At 69.0% G+C, this 15,754-nt stretch carries 15 protein-coding genes; 7 read left to right on the top strand and 8 right to left on the bottom strand.

What is annotated here, in order from left to right; genetic code table 11:
* Window positions 1–44 precede the first annotated feature (44 nt).
* Genes EV675_RS29055 through EV675_RS29030 form a run of 6 tightly spaced genes read right to left on the bottom strand, consistent with a single transcriptional unit; the run spans window position 45 to window position 6,736 of the window.
* Window positions 45–395 carry a RidA family protein gene (locus tag EV675_RS29055; RefSeq protein ID WP_130362149.1) on the bottom strand — a complete coding sequence of 117 codons (351 nt, stop codon included), beginning with the start codon at window positions 393–395 and terminating at the stop codon, window positions 45–47.
* On the bottom strand, window positions 392–1,975 hold the full coding sequence (locus EV675_RS29050) for a hydantoinase B/oxoprolinase family protein (protein WP_130362148.1): 1,584 nt from the start codon (window positions 1,973–1,975) through the stop codon (window positions 392–394). The genes EV675_RS29055 and EV675_RS29050 overlap by 4 nt, the downstream gene beginning before the upstream one ends.
* Window positions 1,975–4,086, bottom strand: coding sequence for a hydantoinase/oxoprolinase family protein (locus tag EV675_RS29045; RefSeq protein WP_242621653.1), 2,112 nt, complete (start codon window positions 4,084–4,086; stop codon window positions 1,975–1,977). The genes EV675_RS29050 and EV675_RS29045 overlap by 1 nt, the downstream gene beginning before the upstream one ends.
* 50 nt (window positions 4,087–4,136) lie before the next feature.
* Window positions 4,137–5,549: an aldehyde dehydrogenase family protein gene (locus EV675_RS29040; RefSeq protein WP_130362146.1), complete on the bottom strand. Its 1,413-nt coding sequence runs from the start codon at window positions 5,547–5,549 to the stop codon at window positions 4,137–4,139.
* Window positions 5,550–5,561: 12 nt separating this feature from the next.
* Complete coding sequence (locus tag EV675_RS29035) at window positions 5,562–6,176, bottom strand: thiamine pyrophosphate-dependent enzyme (protein ID WP_130362145.1); 615 nt, start codon at window positions 6,174–6,176, stop codon at window positions 5,562–5,564.
* An 11-nt stretch (window positions 6,177–6,187) separates the two neighbouring features.
* Window positions 6,188–6,736 (bottom strand): decarboxylase, encoded by a 549-nt coding sequence (locus tag EV675_RS29030; RefSeq protein WP_130362144.1) that lies wholly within the window; start codon window positions 6,734–6,736, stop codon window positions 6,188–6,190.
* 336 nt (window positions 6,737–7,072) lie between these two features.
* Here EV675_RS29030 and EV675_RS29025 point away from each other — a divergent pair, with 336 nt between their 5' ends.
* The 3 genes from EV675_RS29025 to EV675_RS29015 are packed head-to-tail and all read left to right on the top strand — an operon-like array spanning window position 7,073 to window position 10,043.
* Window positions 7,073–8,068, top strand: coding sequence for a quinone oxidoreductase family protein (locus EV675_RS29025; RefSeq protein WP_242621652.1), 996 nt, complete (start codon window positions 7,073–7,075; stop codon window positions 8,066–8,068).
* Window positions 8,065–9,591, top strand: a complete 1,527-nt coding sequence (locus tag EV675_RS29020) for a class I adenylate-forming enzyme family protein (protein ID WP_130362143.1) — start codon at window positions 8,065–8,067, stop codon at window positions 9,589–9,591. Before EV675_RS29025 ends, EV675_RS29020 begins: the two co-directional genes overlap by 4 nt.
* A 47-nt stretch (window positions 9,592–9,638) precedes the next feature.
* The gene (locus EV675_RS29015; RefSeq protein ID WP_130362142.1) at window positions 9,639–10,043 is read left to right on the top strand and encodes a PaaI family thioesterase; all 405 of its coding nucleotides are present in this window, start codon (window positions 9,639–9,641) and stop codon (window positions 10,041–10,043) included.
* On the opposite strand, the gene EV675_RS29010 is transcribed toward EV675_RS29015, so the two are convergent.
* A complete protein-coding gene (locus tag EV675_RS29010; protein WP_130362141.1) occupies window positions 10,040–11,056 on the bottom strand; it encodes a Bug family tripartite tricarboxylate transporter substrate binding protein in 1,017 nt (338 codons plus the stop codon). The two genes, EV675_RS29015 and EV675_RS29010, sit on opposite strands and share 4 nt — an antisense overlap.
* A 194-nt stretch (window positions 11,057–11,250) precedes the next feature.
* On the opposite strand from EV675_RS29010, the gene EV675_RS29005 reads away from it, so the two are divergent.
* The 4 genes from EV675_RS29005 to otnI are packed head-to-tail and all read left to right on the top strand — an operon-like array spanning window position 11,251 to window position 14,891.
* Entirely contained in the window at window positions 11,251–12,252 is a 1,002-nt protein-coding gene (locus tag EV675_RS29005; protein WP_130362140.1) for a Bug family tripartite tricarboxylate transporter substrate binding protein, read from the top strand.
* Window positions 12,253–12,278: 26 nt separating this feature from the next.
* Entirely contained in the window at window positions 12,279–13,085 is an 807-nt protein-coding gene (locus EV675_RS29000) for a class II aldolase/adducin family protein (RefSeq protein ID WP_130362139.1), read from the top strand.
* A 17-nt stretch (window positions 13,086–13,102) separates the two neighbouring features.
* Window positions 13,103–14,038, top strand: coding sequence for a 2-hydroxyacid dehydrogenase (locus tag EV675_RS28995; RefSeq protein ID WP_130362138.1), 936 nt, complete (start codon window positions 13,103–13,105; stop codon window positions 14,036–14,038).
* 22 nt (window positions 14,039–14,060) lie between these two features.
* Complete coding sequence (gene otnI / locus EV675_RS28990) at window positions 14,061–14,891, top strand: 2-oxo-tetronate isomerase (RefSeq protein WP_130362137.1); 831 nt, start codon at window positions 14,061–14,063, stop codon at window positions 14,889–14,891.
* Here the strand turns inward: otnI and EV675_RS28985 are convergent.
* Complete coding sequence (locus EV675_RS28985) at window positions 14,857–15,747, bottom strand: LysR substrate-binding domain-containing protein (protein ID WP_130362136.1); 891 nt, start codon at window positions 15,745–15,747, stop codon at window positions 14,857–14,859. The two genes, otnI and EV675_RS28985, sit on opposite strands and share 35 nt — an antisense overlap.
* Window positions 15,748–15,754 lie beyond the last annotated feature (7 nt).

The following is a 15,754-nucleotide window of genomic DNA, read 5'->3' as shown; positions in this document are numbered from 1 at the left end:
TTAGGGAACAACGGGATGTCGCCTCCTCCGTCCTTCAAGCAGCCTCAAACAGCGGCCACCATCGTTACTTCCACCCGGCATGCCGGGTCATTCAGTTCGACCTTGCCGCAACAACGGGTGGGGGTCCGCCCTGGCTCCACCCAGGCATCCCACACCTCGTTCATCGCCGCGAAATCGTCCATCGTCTTCAGCCAGATCTGCGCGCTCAACACCCGGCTCTTGTCGGTTCCGGCCTGCGCCAGCAACTCGTCCACCTTGGCCAGAACCTGCCGGGTCTGGCCGGCGACGTCCTGCGTGCGGTCATCGGGCACCTGGCCCGACAGGTAGGCGATGCCGTTGTGGACCAGCGCCCGGCTGCGCCGCGCGCTCTGGTCGATACGTATCATTTCGCTCATGCTTTTTTCTCCAGTGGTCCATAGGCGCCGCCGCCGGCGGTTTCCATCAACACGCGGTCGCCGGCGCGCAATACGCGCGGCTCGGTGGGATCGACGGCCTGGCCGTTGATGGCCAGGCGCCCGGGCTGGCCGGGGCCGCCGCCGGCCAGCCCGGCTGGCGCGGACTTGAGCTGGGTCATCAGGAACGATGCCGCCGCATCCGGCGCATCGGGCAGCAACTCGTACTCGAAGCGGATGCCGCAGCCGCCCGGCTGGCGCCCTTCGCCGCCGCTGCCGCGACGGATCTCGCGCCGCAGGACCCGGATCGGAGCCAGGGTCTCCATCATCTCGACCGGGGTATTGCCCAGGTTGGCCGGGAAGCTCAACGCCGAGAACCCGGGCCGGCGCGCGCTGGCGCCCTGCCCCGCATTCAGGAAGTTCACGACGGCGTAGCGCTTGCCCCGGTATTCGCCCGACATGGTCATCGACGAATTCGGCGACCCCGAGGCCCAGACCTTCTCGGGCAGCACCTCGGCCAGCGCCTTGAAGACGGCGCCCGGCAGCAGGTGGCCGATGGCGCTGCGGCCGCCCGAGGCCGCCGGATAGGTCGGATTGAGCAGCGAGCCGGCCGGCGCCTGCGTCGTGATCGGCAGGAAGCTGCCCTCGTTGTTCGGGATATCCGCGCACAGCAAGGCCTTCAGGCCGTACACGGTGTAGGCGAACACATAGATCGGCACCACGTTCAGGGCACGCGGCAGCTGCGCCGACGTGCCGGCGTAGTCGATGTCGATGCGGTCGCCGGCCACGGTCAGCTGGCAGCGGATGACGATGGGTTCTTCGAAGCCGTCGTGCTGCACGGTCGAGCGATAGACGCCGTCGGGCAAGGCGCGGATGGCCTCGCGCATGGCATCTTCCGAGCGCCGCCGCACCTGCGCGCCCAGCGCCTCGAGGTCCACCGCCGCCAGCGGTCCCTGCAGGCGATCGGCCATCATGCGACACGCCGCCACCTGCGCCCAGATGTCGCCCATGCCCTGCTCCGGCACGCGTATGTTCTGGGTGATCATCTCGATCAGCACTTCGTTGGGCCTGCCGTCGTCGAGCAGCTTCATCAACGGGATCTGCAGGCCCTCTTCATAGATCTCTCGGCTGCTGTTGCTGCGCAGCTTGCCGCCGATGTCTGGCAGGTGCGAGACCACCGCGCCGAAGGCGACCAGCCGACCCTCGAAAAAGATGGGCGTGACCGTGGTGACGTCGTGCACGTGGCCCGAGCCCTTCCACGGATCATTGGTGATGAAGACGTCGCCCGGCTTGATGGTATCGGCCGGGTACTTGTCCAGGAAATGGCGCACCGTCGCCGGCAGGCAGCCGATGAAACCGGGCAGGCTCATGGCCGATTGCGCCAGCGAGCGTCCCTGGGCGTCGGTCAGCACGATGGCGAAATCGTTGCCATCCCTGACCAGCGTGGAAAAGCAGGTGCGCACGAACGCGGCGGCGGCCTCGTCGACGACGCTGATGAGCCGCTTCCACAGGATCTCCAGTTCGACCGCGTCGAAGCTCGTCTGCCGGGCGGCCGGACGCCGCCGCGAGGAAGTCTTGTCCATTATTCGAATTCCTTGATGGTCACGGATATGGTCAGGTCCGCAAGCACGGCCACATCGGCCGCCACCGCCACGACAAGGGTGGATTCGCGTTCCTCCAGGATCAGCGGTCCCTGCAGCGTGGTTCCCGCCGCCAGCGAATAGCGGTCGTGCACCGGCACCTCGCCGTACGCCCGCCGCAGCGGCAGGTAGATGGGCCGCGAGCCGGCCGGTGCGCCGCCACGGGTGCGGGCATCGCCCCATTCGAAATGGCTGCCCTCGGTGCGAGCCTTGCCGACCAGGCGCCAGGTCGTGACCTGCGGCCGGGCATTCGGAACCAGGCGGCCGTACAGGCGCTGGTATTGCTCTTCGAATGCGGCGAGCACGCCCGCGCCGGTGGCGGCGTCGACCTCGGCATAGGGAATCGAGACAGGCACCTCGGCCCCCTGGCCGTAGTAGCGCATGTCGGCGCCGATGCGCCACTCGACATCGCGGGCTCCCACCGAAGCCAGCTCGGCCTCCCCTTCCTGCTTGAGCTGGCCCAGCACGCGCGCGATCTGCCTCCAGTCGACCTCGGCCAGCAACTGCGGGCTGGACCAGGCACGGTCCACCCGCGCCGGCGCCGCCAGCATGCCCAGGCACGACCCGGCGCCCGCTGCGATCGGCACCAGCACGCGCGGAATGCGCAGCTTGCGCGCCACGTCCACCGCGTGCACCGGCCCCGCGCCGCCCGTCGCCACCATGGACAGCTCGCGCGGATCGTGGCCGGTCTCGGCGATGTGGATGCGCGCGGCGCTTGCCATGTTCTCGTTGACCATGTTGCAGATGCCCCAGGCCACGCTCTCGGCCGGCATCTTCAATTGCTCGCCCAGCCGGGCCATGGCAGCGCGGGTCGCGTCCAGGTCCAGCGCCATCTCGCCGCCCAGGAAATTGCCCGGATTCAGATAGCCCAGCAGCAGGTCGGCGTCGGTCACGGTCGGCTGCGCGCCGCCGCGGCCGTAGCACGCCGGTCCGGGCACCGATCCCGACGACTCCGGGCCGACGTTGAGCAGGCCCAGCCGGTTGCAGTAGGCGATCGAACCGCCGCCGGCGCCGATCTCGATCAGCTCGATGCTGGGAATGAGGATGGGCAGCCCCGACCCGCGCTTGAACCGCTCCACGCGCGCGCATTCGAAGCTGTGCGCAACCGGCGCCTCGCCATCGATGGCGACGCAGGCCTTGGCCGTGGTGCCGCCCATGTCGAAGGCCAGCACCTGGTCCACGTCGTTCTGGCGCGCGGTGTTCAGCGCCGAGAGCACCCCCGCGGCGGGCCCGGACTCCAGCAGCATGATGGGCGACTCGGCGCCCGCGCGGGCGGAAGTGAATCCCCCGCTGGACACCATCACGCGCAGCGGAATGCCGCGGCGGATGTCGCCAATACGCGCCTCGAGCTGGCGCAGGTAGTCGGCCACCACCGGCTTGACGTAGGCGTTGGCCGTGGCGGTGGAGGTCCGTTCGAACTCGCCGATCTCGCGCGCCAGCGACGACGAGGTAGACACCGCCATCTCGGGCAGACGCGCCTTGATGGCCGCCTCGATGCGGCGTTCATGGCTGTCGTCCATGTAGGCATGCAGCAGCGACACCGCGACCGAGGTCACGCCCGCGTCCGCCAGCGCCTGGATCGCCGCCGCGACATCCGCGTCGTCCAGCGCTTCGAGCACGTCGCCATGCGCGCCCAGCCGCTCGGCCACTTCGGCCCGGCACTCGGGCGGCACCAGCGGCTGGGGCAACACGATGTCCAGGTCGTAGGGGTCATAGCGCCACTCGCGCCCGATGTCGAGCGCATCGCGCATGCCGGCGGTGGTGATCAGGCCGGTGGCGGCGCCCTTGCGTTCGATCAGCGTATTGGTGACCAGCGTCGTGCCGTGCAGCACCTCGCCCAGTTGCGGCGATGCCCCGCCCATCGAGACCGCGACCTGCCGCAACAGGTCGCCGATGACGGTGGAGACCGCCTCGCCCGGGTCCGACGGCGTGGTCGGCGTCTTGCCGACCCAGATCCGGCCCTGCGGATGCAGGGTCGCCACGCCGTCCGTAAAGGTCCCGCCGATATCCACGGCGACGCGCAAGGTGCTGGAGCCTGCAGCAGATGTGTTCACGCTCTCTTCATCCCATTCAGTTTGAATCGACACCGGCCCCGCGGGTCCGGCTAGTAGGCGATGGTGATCAGGCGCTCCTCGGTCATTTCCCGGATCGCGTAGGCAGGCCCTTCGCGGCCGTGGCCGCTATCCTTGACGCCGCCGAAGGGCATGGCATCGACCCGCGCGCTGGAAGCTTCGTTGATGTGCACGCCACCGAAGCGCAGGGCCAGCGCGGTGTTCAAGGCCGTGTGCAGGTCGGCCGTGAACAGGCCCGCCGCCAGGCCGAAATCGCTGGCATTGGCGCCGGCCACCGCCTCGGCGATGTCGTCGAATTCGATGATGGACAGCACCGGCGCGAAAATTTCCTCACACACCACGCGCATGTCGCTGCGCACATTCCGCAGGATCGTCGGCTCGAACACCCTGCCGTGCAGCTTGCCTCCCGTCAGCAGGCGCGCGCCCTGGCTCACGGCCTCGTCCACCCACGATGCCGCGCGCCGGGCGTGGTGCTCGCTGATCATCGGCCCGATGACGGTACGCGGATCGGCCGGATCGCCGAACGTCGTGGCGCGCACCGCCTCCACCAGGCGCGGCACGAAGTCCGGGGCGATGCGCCGGTCGACGAACAGCCGCTGCACGGAGGTGCAGACCTGCCCCGCCTTGCGGAAGCCCGCGTTGATGATCTTGGGAATCGCCATCCCGATGTCGGCGTCGTGGCAGACGATAGTGCTGGCGATGCTGCCCAGTTCGAGTTGGGTGCCGCGCAGCCCCGCGGCCTGCTGGATCTCGCGCCCCACCTGCGTGCTGCCGGTGAAGGCGTAATACGCGATGCGGGGGTCGGCCAGCAATTGCCGGCCGAGCGATCCGCCCGGCCCGTGCAGCAGGGTCAGCAACTTGCCCGGCACGCCGGCGTCGATCAGGGCCTTGCACAGCTCCACCGCCGACAGCGGCGTGAAGGTCGAGGGTTTGATGATCACCGCATTGCCGCCCGCCAATGCCGGCCCCACCTTGTGGGCCAGGGTATTGAGCGGCGAATTGAATGGCGTGATGGCGCAGATCACTCCCAGCGGCATGCGCACGGTGAACCCCAGCCGGTCCTTGACGCCGCGGCCCGCCGTCATCGGGATCAGGTCGCCGGCCAGCCGCTTGGCCTCTTCGCCCGACAGCTCCAGGGTCTGGGCGCAGCGCCGCACCTCGTTCTCGCTGTCCGCGCGGGTAAAGCCGGCCTCGTCGCGCAGCAGGTCGATGAACTGCCGCATGCGGCTCTCGATGATCCGGGCCGCGCCGGTCAGGGCCTGGTAGCGCGCATACGGCTCCATGCGTATGGTGTCGGCGGCATGCCTGGCGGCGCCGATCGCCTCGTCGACCTGGGCGCTCGACGCCACGGCCATCTCGCCGTAGACGCGGCCCGCGTATTTATCCGTGAGCGGCTGGGAGGATACGCCATCCACCCAACGGCCATCGATCAGCAGTCTGGACATGGTCTCCCTCCTTCAGGCCGCCACGCCCAGGCCCTGCATGAAACGCAGGCGGATCCTGGCCGGATCGCGTTCGGTCGTACCGGCGGGTTTCCCGCCGTCGATGCGCGCGCCGATCACCCACGGCCCATCGCCGTCCAGCGCCTGCCCGACCAGGGATTCGAAATGCGCCTCGTCCAGCGCCCAGGAACTGCGCTCCAGACCCGCCGCGCGCGCCATCCCGACCAGATCCACCTTGGACGACGTCAGAGTCTTCTGCGATCCCGTTATCTGGTACATGCCGTTGTCCCAGACCACGATGGCCAGGTTGCACGGCGCGTGAGCCGCGACCGTTCCCAGCGCGCCCAGCTCCATCAGCAGCGAGCCGTCGCCTTCCAGCGCGAACACCTTGCGGCCCGGCTGGGCCATGGCCACGCCGAGCGCGATGGGGATGGCCAGCCCCATGCTGCCCAGCATGTAGAAATTCTGCGGCCGCTGGCCGCTGGCCCACAGGTCGAAGTTGCTGTTGCCTATGCCGCCGATGACGGCTTCTTCCCGTTCGAGCCGGGCCACCAGCCTGCGTGTCAGGTCGGAGCGATTCATGACCTTGGCGCTGGCGCGGGAGATCGATCTCAGTTCGCTGTTCGACATGCGTTTCTCCATCAGCGCGCCGCCGTGGCGGCGGGCGCGTGAGCCTTCTTGGTCAACAGCGGCGAGAGGATCACCGCCGCCGGCTCGTGGGTGGCGTAGGCCTGGCCGATCATGCCGCCCACGACGAACTCGACGTCGTCGCGGCGTTCGATGGCGAAGTGCGGAATGCCCAGCGCGGTCAGCACCGGCCGCATCGTGCGGCACACCATGGCCTGGCCGAGCTGGAAGTCGCCGATCGCGCCGCGCTCGGAAATCATCATCGGCACGGGGATGCGGTAGGGGGCGAGCAGCGAGGCCAGCACGTTGGGCAGGGTGGCGAAGCCGCTGGTCTGCATCAGGACGATGCCGCGCGTGCCCGCCATGTAGGCGCCGGCCACGATGCCCACCGCCTCTTCTTCGCGGGCGGGGCATACCACCGAGAAATACGGATCGTCGTGAACCAGCCGGATCAAGGGCGCCAGGACGTTGTCCGGCACATAGGCCACGAGCCTGACGTCGTTGGCCTTGAGCGCGCGTACGACGGTCTCGGGCCAGTTTTCGGCGGAGGAATCGGCCGACATGGATGCTCCCTGTCTGGTTGGATGAACAAGGGACCGAGTGCAACGAGGCACCGGCATGGCCCGCCGGCTCCGCATCGTGGCGGCACGCCGGACAGGCAAGGGCATCCTAAGTTCGACGCTTTCATCAGCACAAACAATTCGTTTTTGTCCATTCTTCACTTTTGCCGATAGATCGCCGGCGGCCGCTTTCCACGGCCGCCGCGGCGCATCTATCGACCGCGACGATCAATCCACCAAAACTAGTAATTTGTACTGATCAAAGCCCACTCTTACGATTCCCTCGCCATCCGCGCATCGGGCGCTGTACCGGTGCGCCACTTACCACGCAGGGGATCCATGACTACGACGATGAGAGTGATCGCGCTCAACGAACACGGCGGCCTGGAACGGTTGAAGCTGGAGCGATGGCCGGTGCCGCGTCCCGCGGCAGGCCAGGCGCTGGTGCAGGTCAGGGCCTGCGGACTGAACTACATGGACGTGTTCGTGCTGCACGGCATGCCCGACCTGCATACCACCATGCCGCGCATTCCCGGCGGCGACGTCGCGGGCATCGTGACCGAGGTGGGCGAAGGCGTGCCGCGAGACTGGATGGGCAAGCGCGTGGCGCTGTTCCCGCGCTTTCCCGAAGGCGGCGTACTGGGCGAGCACGGCAACGGCGGGCTATGCGAATACATCGCGGTGGACCAGCGCCAGTTGATCGAGATCCCCGAGGGCGTGGGGTTCAACGACGCCGCCGCCCTGCCCATCGCCTACGGCACCTCGCACCGCATGCTGTTCACGCGCGGCAGGATCCAGGCCGGCGAAAAAGTGCTGGTGCTGGGCGCCAGCGGCGGCGTGGGCGTTTCCTGCGTGCAGTTCGCCAAGATGGCGGGTGCCGAAGTCATCGCCTGCACCAGCAGCGAGGAGAAAGGCCGCAAGCTGCGCGAACTGGGCGCCGACCACATCGTCAACTATGCCGAGCATCCCGACTTTTCCAAGCCGGTCTGGGCCGCCTCCGGCAAGAAGGGCGTGGACGTGGCCATCAACTTCACCGGTGGCGACACCTGGATTCCGACCCAGCGCTGCATGGCGGTCAACGGCCGCATCCTGACCTGCGGTTCGACCGCCGGCCATCTTTGCCCCATCGACATCCGCTACGTGTGGCACCGCGAGATCGACATCGTCGGCTCGCGCGCCTACCTGCCCGGCGACATCGAGGCCTGCCTGGCCTACGTGGCGCAAGGCCGGCTGGCCCCCGTCATCGAGACCATCCTCCCGCTCGAACGGGCCGCCGAAGGCGTCGGCCTGCTCGAGCAGCGCCGCATCTTCGGAAAGGTGATCGTGAATCCATGAGCACACCCATCAAGAACCTCGGCTGCATAGGCAGCGAATTCCGCGGCCACGCGCGGCCCGCCGTCATCGACCTGTCGGACCCCGACCATCCGCGCGAGGTGGACTACCCCACCTTTCACGCCTCGTGCGACGCCATGGCGCGCGGACTGCGCCGGCATGGCCTGGCGCCGGGCGAGCGCATCGGCATCCTGTGCTCGAACCGCCTCGAGTTCCTGGAAATCTTCTTCGGCGCCATGCGGGCGGGCATCATCCCGGTGCCCATCGGCATCCTGCAACCCAAGGCCACCGTCGAATGGGTGGTGCGCGACGCCCGGGTGCGCCTGGTGTTCTGCGACGGCGCGCTGCGGGCGCACCTGCCCGACGACGTGCCCTGTGTCGACGTCGACGCGGACGGACAGCGGCCGTACGAAGCCTTCAAGGATCCCGGACCGTTCGAACCCTACGCCCCCGCCCGCGACGACGTGGCCTTCCAACCCTACACGTCCGGCTCGACCGGCCGCCCCAAGGGAGCGCTGCTGTCCCACCGCGCCCATACCTGGGTGGCCGAGACCATTTCGCGCGACCGCGGCTTCTGCGCCACCGATCGCATGATCGTCGCGGCGCCCCTCTACCACAAGCACGCGATGAACTCGATCAAGTGCGTGCTGGTGGGCGGCTCGGCCGTGATCCTGATGCGCAAGTTCGAACCCCGGCGCTACATCGAGGCCATCACCCGCCACCGCGTGACCGTGCTGTCGGGCGTACCGACCATCTTCGCGATGATCCTGCAGCAGCGCGACCTGATCGAAGGCCAGGACTATTCCTTCGTGCGGCTCGCCACCATGGGCGGCGCGCCGGCCTCGGACGTGCTGATCGACGAGGTCGCGCGCATGTTCCCGCGCGCCGAGATCGTCACCATCTTCGGCACCACCGAGACCAGCGCCGCGCTGTTCGGCCCGCACCCGCAGGGCAAGCCGCGCCCCCGCCATTCGGTGGGCTGGCCGGTGGCCGGCAACCGCTTCCGCCTGGTCGGCGACGACGGCGACGGCGACTTCGGCACGCTGTACGTGCAGGGGCCGGGCATGATGAACGGCTACTACAACAACCCCGAGGAAATGGCCCGCCGCATGAAGGACGGCTGGTTCGACACGGGCGACGTGCTGCGGCGCGACGCGGACGGCTGGTACTACTTCGTCGGGCGGGCCGACGACATGTTCGTCTCCAGCGGACACAACATCTATCCGGGCGACGTCGAGCTGATGCTTGAACGCCATCCCGACATCGACCAGGCCATCGTGGTGCCGGTGCCCGACGAGATCAAGCATCGCATCCCCTATGCCTTCATCGTCAAGCGCGCCGGATCGCCGCTCACCGCCGAGATGGTCAAGGCGCACTCGCTGGAGAATGCACCGCCCTACCAATACCCGCGCCGGGTGATCTTCGTCGATGCGCTGCCCTTGAACGGTGTCGGCAAGATCGACCGCAAGGCGCTCGAGGCACGGGCGCGCCAACTGAGCGAACCGACCCGCCCGGTCGACGCCTGACCCCGCACGGCGGCCCGGCCGCCGTGCCATCTGGTAAGGAGCATCCCATGACGCTGGAAGAATTGCAGGCGCTGGTCTCGCGCGGCCCCTACCTGCAGTGGCTGGGCCTGAAGGTGCTGGCGCTGGAAGAAGACAGCATCGAGGTAAGCGCCACCTGGCGCGAGGAATGGGTGGCCAGCACCCGGCTGATGCAGACGCACGGCGGGATCCTGGCCTCGCTGATCGACTTCGCCGCCGACTTCGCGCTGGTCCGCCGCATCGGCCACGGCGTGCCCACCATCGACCTGCGGGTCGACTACCATCGCCTGGCCAAGCCCGGCGACCTGCTCGCAAGAGGGCAGGTCATCAAGCATGGGCGCCAGTTCTCGGTTTGCGAGGCGCAGGTGCTCCAGGACGGCAAGCTGATCGCGAGCGGGCGCGGGACCTACATCACGGCGCCCCCTCAACCCTAGACCGACGCCCCCGAGAATTTCACCACCTCGGACCACTTGCGGCTTTCTTCCTGGACCTTGCGGGCGTAATCGGCCGCGCCGCCCAGCAGCGGCTCGGCGCCTTCGATGCCGAGCTTGGACTGGAACTCGGGCGTGGAGGCCGCCTTCAGGATCTCGGCGCCGAGCTGCGCCACATCCGCCTGCGGTACGCCCTTGGGCGCCAGGATGCCGTAGGTCAGCGTGCTTTCGAAACCGGCCAGCGCGGAAACACCGGACTCGGCCACGGTCGGCACGTCCGGCAGCAGCGCCAGCCGCTTCGCGCTCGTGACGGCCAGGGCCCGCAGCTTGCCCGCCTTGACCAGCGCCATGGCGGCCGGGATCACGCTGAAGCTGAAATCCACCTGGCCGCCGGCCACGTCGGCCAGCGCCGGCGCCGTGCCCTTGTACGGCGCATGGACGGCGCGCGCGCCCAGGGCGTGCAGGAACATTTCCGCCGTCAGGTGGCCGCCCGTGCCGGCGCCGCTGGACGCATAGGTCAGGTCGGCATTCTTGGCCTTGAGCGCGTCGGCCAGCTGCGCGACGCTCTTGACGGGCGAGGCGGCCGGCACCACCAGCAGCAATGCCGACGACGCGAACATCGCGACCGGCTGCAGATCGGTCGAGGCATTGAACGACAGGTTCTTGTACAGCGCGGGGTTGATGGCGATCGTGCCCGTATGGCCGAGCAGGAAGGTGTTGCTGTCGGCCGCGGCGCGCACCACCAGCTCCGTGCCGAGGTTGCCGCCGGCGCCCGGCTTGTTCTCGACGATGACGTCCTTCTGGGTCATCGCGTTCAGGCTGAACGCGAGCTGGCGCGCGAACACGTCGTTTCCGCCGCCCGGCGCGAACGGCACGATGATGCGGGTCACCCGCTTGCGGCCCTGGGCCCAGGCGTTGGGCGCGGCGGCGGCGGCGGCCAGGCCGAGGGCTGGGGCGGCGGCCAGCAGGCGGCGGCGAGCGGAACGGGAAACGGTACGGGAAGTGGGGGTCGTCATGTCCGGAAGGTGCGTGAAAATCGGGGGGTCAAGCATAGCCCATCGCCCTGAGTCGGCCCGACGGCGGAAACCCCTAGACCAGCCATATCAAAACGGCATAACAGCTGTCCATCGAAAGCGGTATCGGCCAGCGCCGCGCCTGCCCACAATGCACTTCCAGGCAGGACGACACTGCCGGACCACCAGGAGACATCATGGACCGCCACCATCGCCCGCCCCGGCGCGGGCTCCTTTCCCCGCTGCTGCTCACGCTCGCCACCCTCCTGGCCTCGCCGGCCGCGTGGCCCCAGGCCTTCCCGCAGAAGCCTGTCCGGATCGTCGTCGGCTTCGGCCCTGGCGGGCTGGGCGACACCGTGGTCCGCACCCTGGCGCAGAAAATGGCCGAGTCGCTGGGCCAGAGCGTCGTGGTCGAGAACGCGCCCGGCGCGGGCGGCATCACGGCGGCTTCGATGGTCGCCCGCGCCGCACCGGACGGCTACACCCTGCTGCTGGTCAGCGGACAGAACGCTTTCAGCCCCTACCTGTTCAAGTCGCTGCCCTACGACCCGGTGGACAGTTTCTCGATGATCTCCACCATCGGCACCTTCCATTTCCTGCTGGTGGCCGACAAGGACAGTCCGCTCAAGACCGTCGAGGACGTCGTCGCCGCCGCCCGCCGGGATCCGGCGCACTTCAACATCGGCACGATCAGCGTCGGCAGCGCCCAGCACCTGTCCGCACGCCTGTTCGCGACCATGGCGGGACTGGACGTCCCCATCGTCCCGTTCAAGTCCACCGGCGACGTCATCGCCGCGCTGCGCGGCCGCAATGTCCAGGTGGGCATGGAAACCGTCACCGGCGCGCTGGGCCAGATCCGCGGAGGCTCGCTGCGAGCCATCGCCACCACGGGCTCCACCCGGATAGGGTTCCTGCCCGACGTGCCCACGATCGCGGAAAGCGGCATCCCGGCCCTGGCCAGGTACGAATCGGACTCCTGGAACGGCATCGTCGCCCCCGCCGGCACGCCGCCCGCCGTCGTGCGCAAGCTCAACCAGGAAATCGGCAAGGCCCTGCAATCGCCGGACGTGCGCCAGCGCTTCATCGCGCTGGGCATAGAGCCGCGCGGCAGCACGCCGGAGGCGCTCAGGGAGGTCTTCCGGAAGGACGCCGCCAAGTGGCGGGTCGTCATCGAGGAAGCCGGCATCGAGAAACAATGAAACCCGACCACGCAAACGGAACCGTCATGACGAACCGCAGCACGGCGCCTTCGGCGCCGCAGGAAACCGCCGCCATCACCGACGCGGAAAGGCGAACGAGGACAGACCTGGCCGCGTGCTACCGGCTGATAGATCTGTTCGGCATGAGCGACATGATCCTCAACCACATCTCGGCGCGGGTCCCGGGCGACGACGAGCATTTCCTGATCAACCCCTTCGGCATGATGTACGAGGAGATCACGGCGTCGTGCCTGATCAAGGTCGATCTGGCGGGCAGGGTGATCCACAACCCCAATGCGCAGTACACGATCAACCTGCCCGGCTACGTGATCCACAGCGCCATCCACGGCGCGCGGCCGGACGTGGCCTGCGTGCTGCATACCCACACGCCGGCCGGCATGGCGGTATCCGCCCTGCAATGCGGCCTGCTGCCGCTGAACCAGACCGCGATGCGCTTTGCCGGCGGCGTGGGCTACCACGACTTCGAGGGCGTGGCGGTGGACGTGGACGAGCGCCAGCGACTGGCCGCCAACCTGGCCGACCGCGACGTCATGATCCTGCGCAATCACGGGCTGCTGGCCGTGGGCAGGACCGTGGCCGAGGCCTTCGTCAACATGCAGCGCCTCGAACGGGCATGCCAGACGCAGTTGCTGACGCTGTCGGCCGGCAGCCCGCTGCACATGCCGGCGCCGGCCGTGGCCGAGCGCGCCTACCAGCAGTTGCGCCGCGCGCCCACGCCCAATCCGGACGGCACCCATCCCCCGCACGGCGAACGCGAGTGGCCGGCGCTGCTGCGGATGCTGGACCGCCGCGACACGAGCTACCGCGATTGACGCCAGGAGTCCCCACGATGAAACACCGCATCCTTCAGATCGGCCCCATCACCGCCCCCGCCGACGAACGGCTGGCGCGCGACTACGACATCGCCCCGCTGTGGAAGCAGCCCGATCGCGCCGCCTTCCTGGCCGAACACGGGCCTGCCTTCGAGGGCATCGCCGTGCACGTGCGCGATGCCTGCGGCGCCGACATCCTGAACGCCTTGCCCCATGCCCGCGTCATCGTCAACTTCGGCGTGGGCTACGACAAGATCGACGTCGAGACCGCCAGGCGCCTCGGCATGCAGATCAGCAATACGCCGCGCGTCCTGGACGGCTGCGTCGCCGACCTGGCCATGGGCCTGGCGATCGACGTGGCGCGCGGCCTGTCCACGACCGACCGCTTCGTGCGGGCCGGCGGCTGGAAAACGGGCCAGCGTCCGCTGATGACGCGCGTGCACGGCAAGAACATGGGGCTGCTGGGCTTCGGCGGCATCGGTCAGGCCGTCGCCCGCCGCGCCGCCGGCTTCGACATGGCGGTGCGCTATCACGCGCGCCGGCCGGTCGAGGGCAGCGCGCACGAACACGAGCCCTCGCTGGCGGAACTGGCCCGCTGGGCCGACTTCCTGGTCGTGGCCTGCCCGGGCGGCCCCGCCACCCGCCACCTGGTGAACGCCGAGGTCATGGAGGCGCTGGGCCCGCGAGGTATCCTGGTCAATATCGCGCGCGGCAGCGTGGTGGACGAGGCGGCACTGGTCCGGGCCTTGCAGGAAGGCCGCCTGGGCGGCGCGGGCCTGGACGTGTTCGAACATGAACCCGACGTGCCCCCGGCCCTGCTGGAGATGGACCAGGTCGTCGCGCTGTCGCACATCGCCGGCTTCACGCGCGAATCGCGCGCCGACATGGAACAACTGGTGTGCGACAACCTGGACGCCTACTTCCGCACCGGACAGGTCCTGACCCCGGTCTGAACGCCCTACGGAGCAACCGACCATGCCGCGCTTCGCCGCCAACCTCTCGATGCTTTATCCCGATCGGCCCTTCCTGGACCGGTTCGGCTGTGCGATGCGGGACGGGTTCACGGCGGTCGAGTTCTTCTTCCCCTACGACCACGCGCAGGCGGACCTGGCGGCCCGCCTGCGCGATCACGGCCTGCGCCTGGTGTTCTTCAACGCCACGCCCAGGTCGCATCCGGAGGAACGCGGGATCGCCTGCCTGCCCGGCCGGCGCCGCGAATTCCGCGACAGCTTCCTGCGCGCGCTCGACCATGCCGCGGCGCTCGATTGCGGCAGCCTGCACGTCATGCCCGGCCGGGTGCCGGCGCAGGCGGATCCCGCCGCCCTGCACGCGACCTACGTCGAGAATCTTGCCTGGGCCGCGGACCTGGCCGCGCGCGACGGGCGCACCGTGCTGATCGAACCGATCAATCCCCGCGACGTGCCCGGCTTCTTCCTGACCCGCCAGGAGCAGGCCCACGAGATCGTCCGCGAAGTGGGTTCGCCCCACCTGAAGATCCAGATGGACCTCTATCACTGCCAGATCGTGGAAGGCGACCTGGCCGCCCGGCTGCGCCGCTACCTGCCCACCGGGCACGTCGGCCACGTGCAGATCGCGGGCGTGCCGGACCGCCACGAACCGGATACCGGCGAAATCAACTATCCCTATCTGTTCGGCCTGATGGACGAACTGGGCTACGACGGCTGGATCGGCTGCGAATACCACCCCCGGCTGGGCGCACAGCCGGGCGGCACGTCGGCCGGACTGGCATGGCTGCGCCGGGCGCGCGCCGCTACATGCCCAGGCCCAGCACCAGTTCGCGGATGATGTCCTGCATGGCCTGCTGCGTGCGCGTGGCGGGCCGCTGCGCGCTGACCGCCAGCGCCAGCTTGCTGCGCAGGCGCGGCTTGACGATGGGTACCGCGCGGAACACTTCCTCGCGGCCGGACGTGCGCACGGCGTTGACCGACAGCACCGCGGCGCCCACGCCCTCGGCCACCAGGTCGAGCATGGCCGCCACCCCGTCTATCTCCATGGCGATGCGCGGATGCAGTCCGATGTTGGCCAGTTCGGCCTCGACCAGCATGCGTATGGTGTTGGGCCGGGTCGGAATCACCAGGGGCTGGTCGGCCAGTTCGCGCACGCTGATCGACTGGCGCGCCCGCCCCTCGCGGCGGGTAACCAGGTAGAAGTCTTCCTCCAGCAGCACGACGCTGTCGATGTCGGGCGACGGCGCCGGGTTGTACAGCAGCGCGATGTCCAGCCGGCCGCTTTGCAGGGATTCCTGCAGGCCGGTCGAAAGACCTTCGGAAATGGACAGCGCCGCCTCCGGCAGCTGCGCCCGCACGGTACGCGTCAACGGCACGGTCAGCATCTTGGCGAAGCGGGGCGGCAGGCCGATCGCCACCCGGCCGGCCAGGGCGCCGCGCAGCCGCCCCAACTCCTCGCGCGTGCGCGCGACCTGGTGCAGGATACCCCGCCCGTGTTCGAGCAGCATCTTGCCCGCCTCGGTGGGCACCACGCCGCGCCCGGTGCGCCTGAGCAGGCTTTGCCCCAGTTCGATCTCGAGCTGGCGCACCTGCCGGCTGAGCGCGGGCTGAGCGATGTCGAGCGCGATGGAGGCGCGCGTGAAGCCCCCCAGCTCGGCCACGCTCACGAAATATTCGAGTTGCTTGAGGTCCACGGCGAGC

The sequence above is a fragment of the Pigmentiphaga kullae genome, from assembly GCF_004216695.1.
Classification (GTDB): Bacteria; Pseudomonadota; Gammaproteobacteria; order Burkholderiales; family Burkholderiaceae_B; genus Pigmentiphaga; species Pigmentiphaga kullae.
The sequence above is the reverse complement of the archived record's forward strand: the minus strand, read 5'-3'. Positions and strand labels throughout refer to the sequence as shown.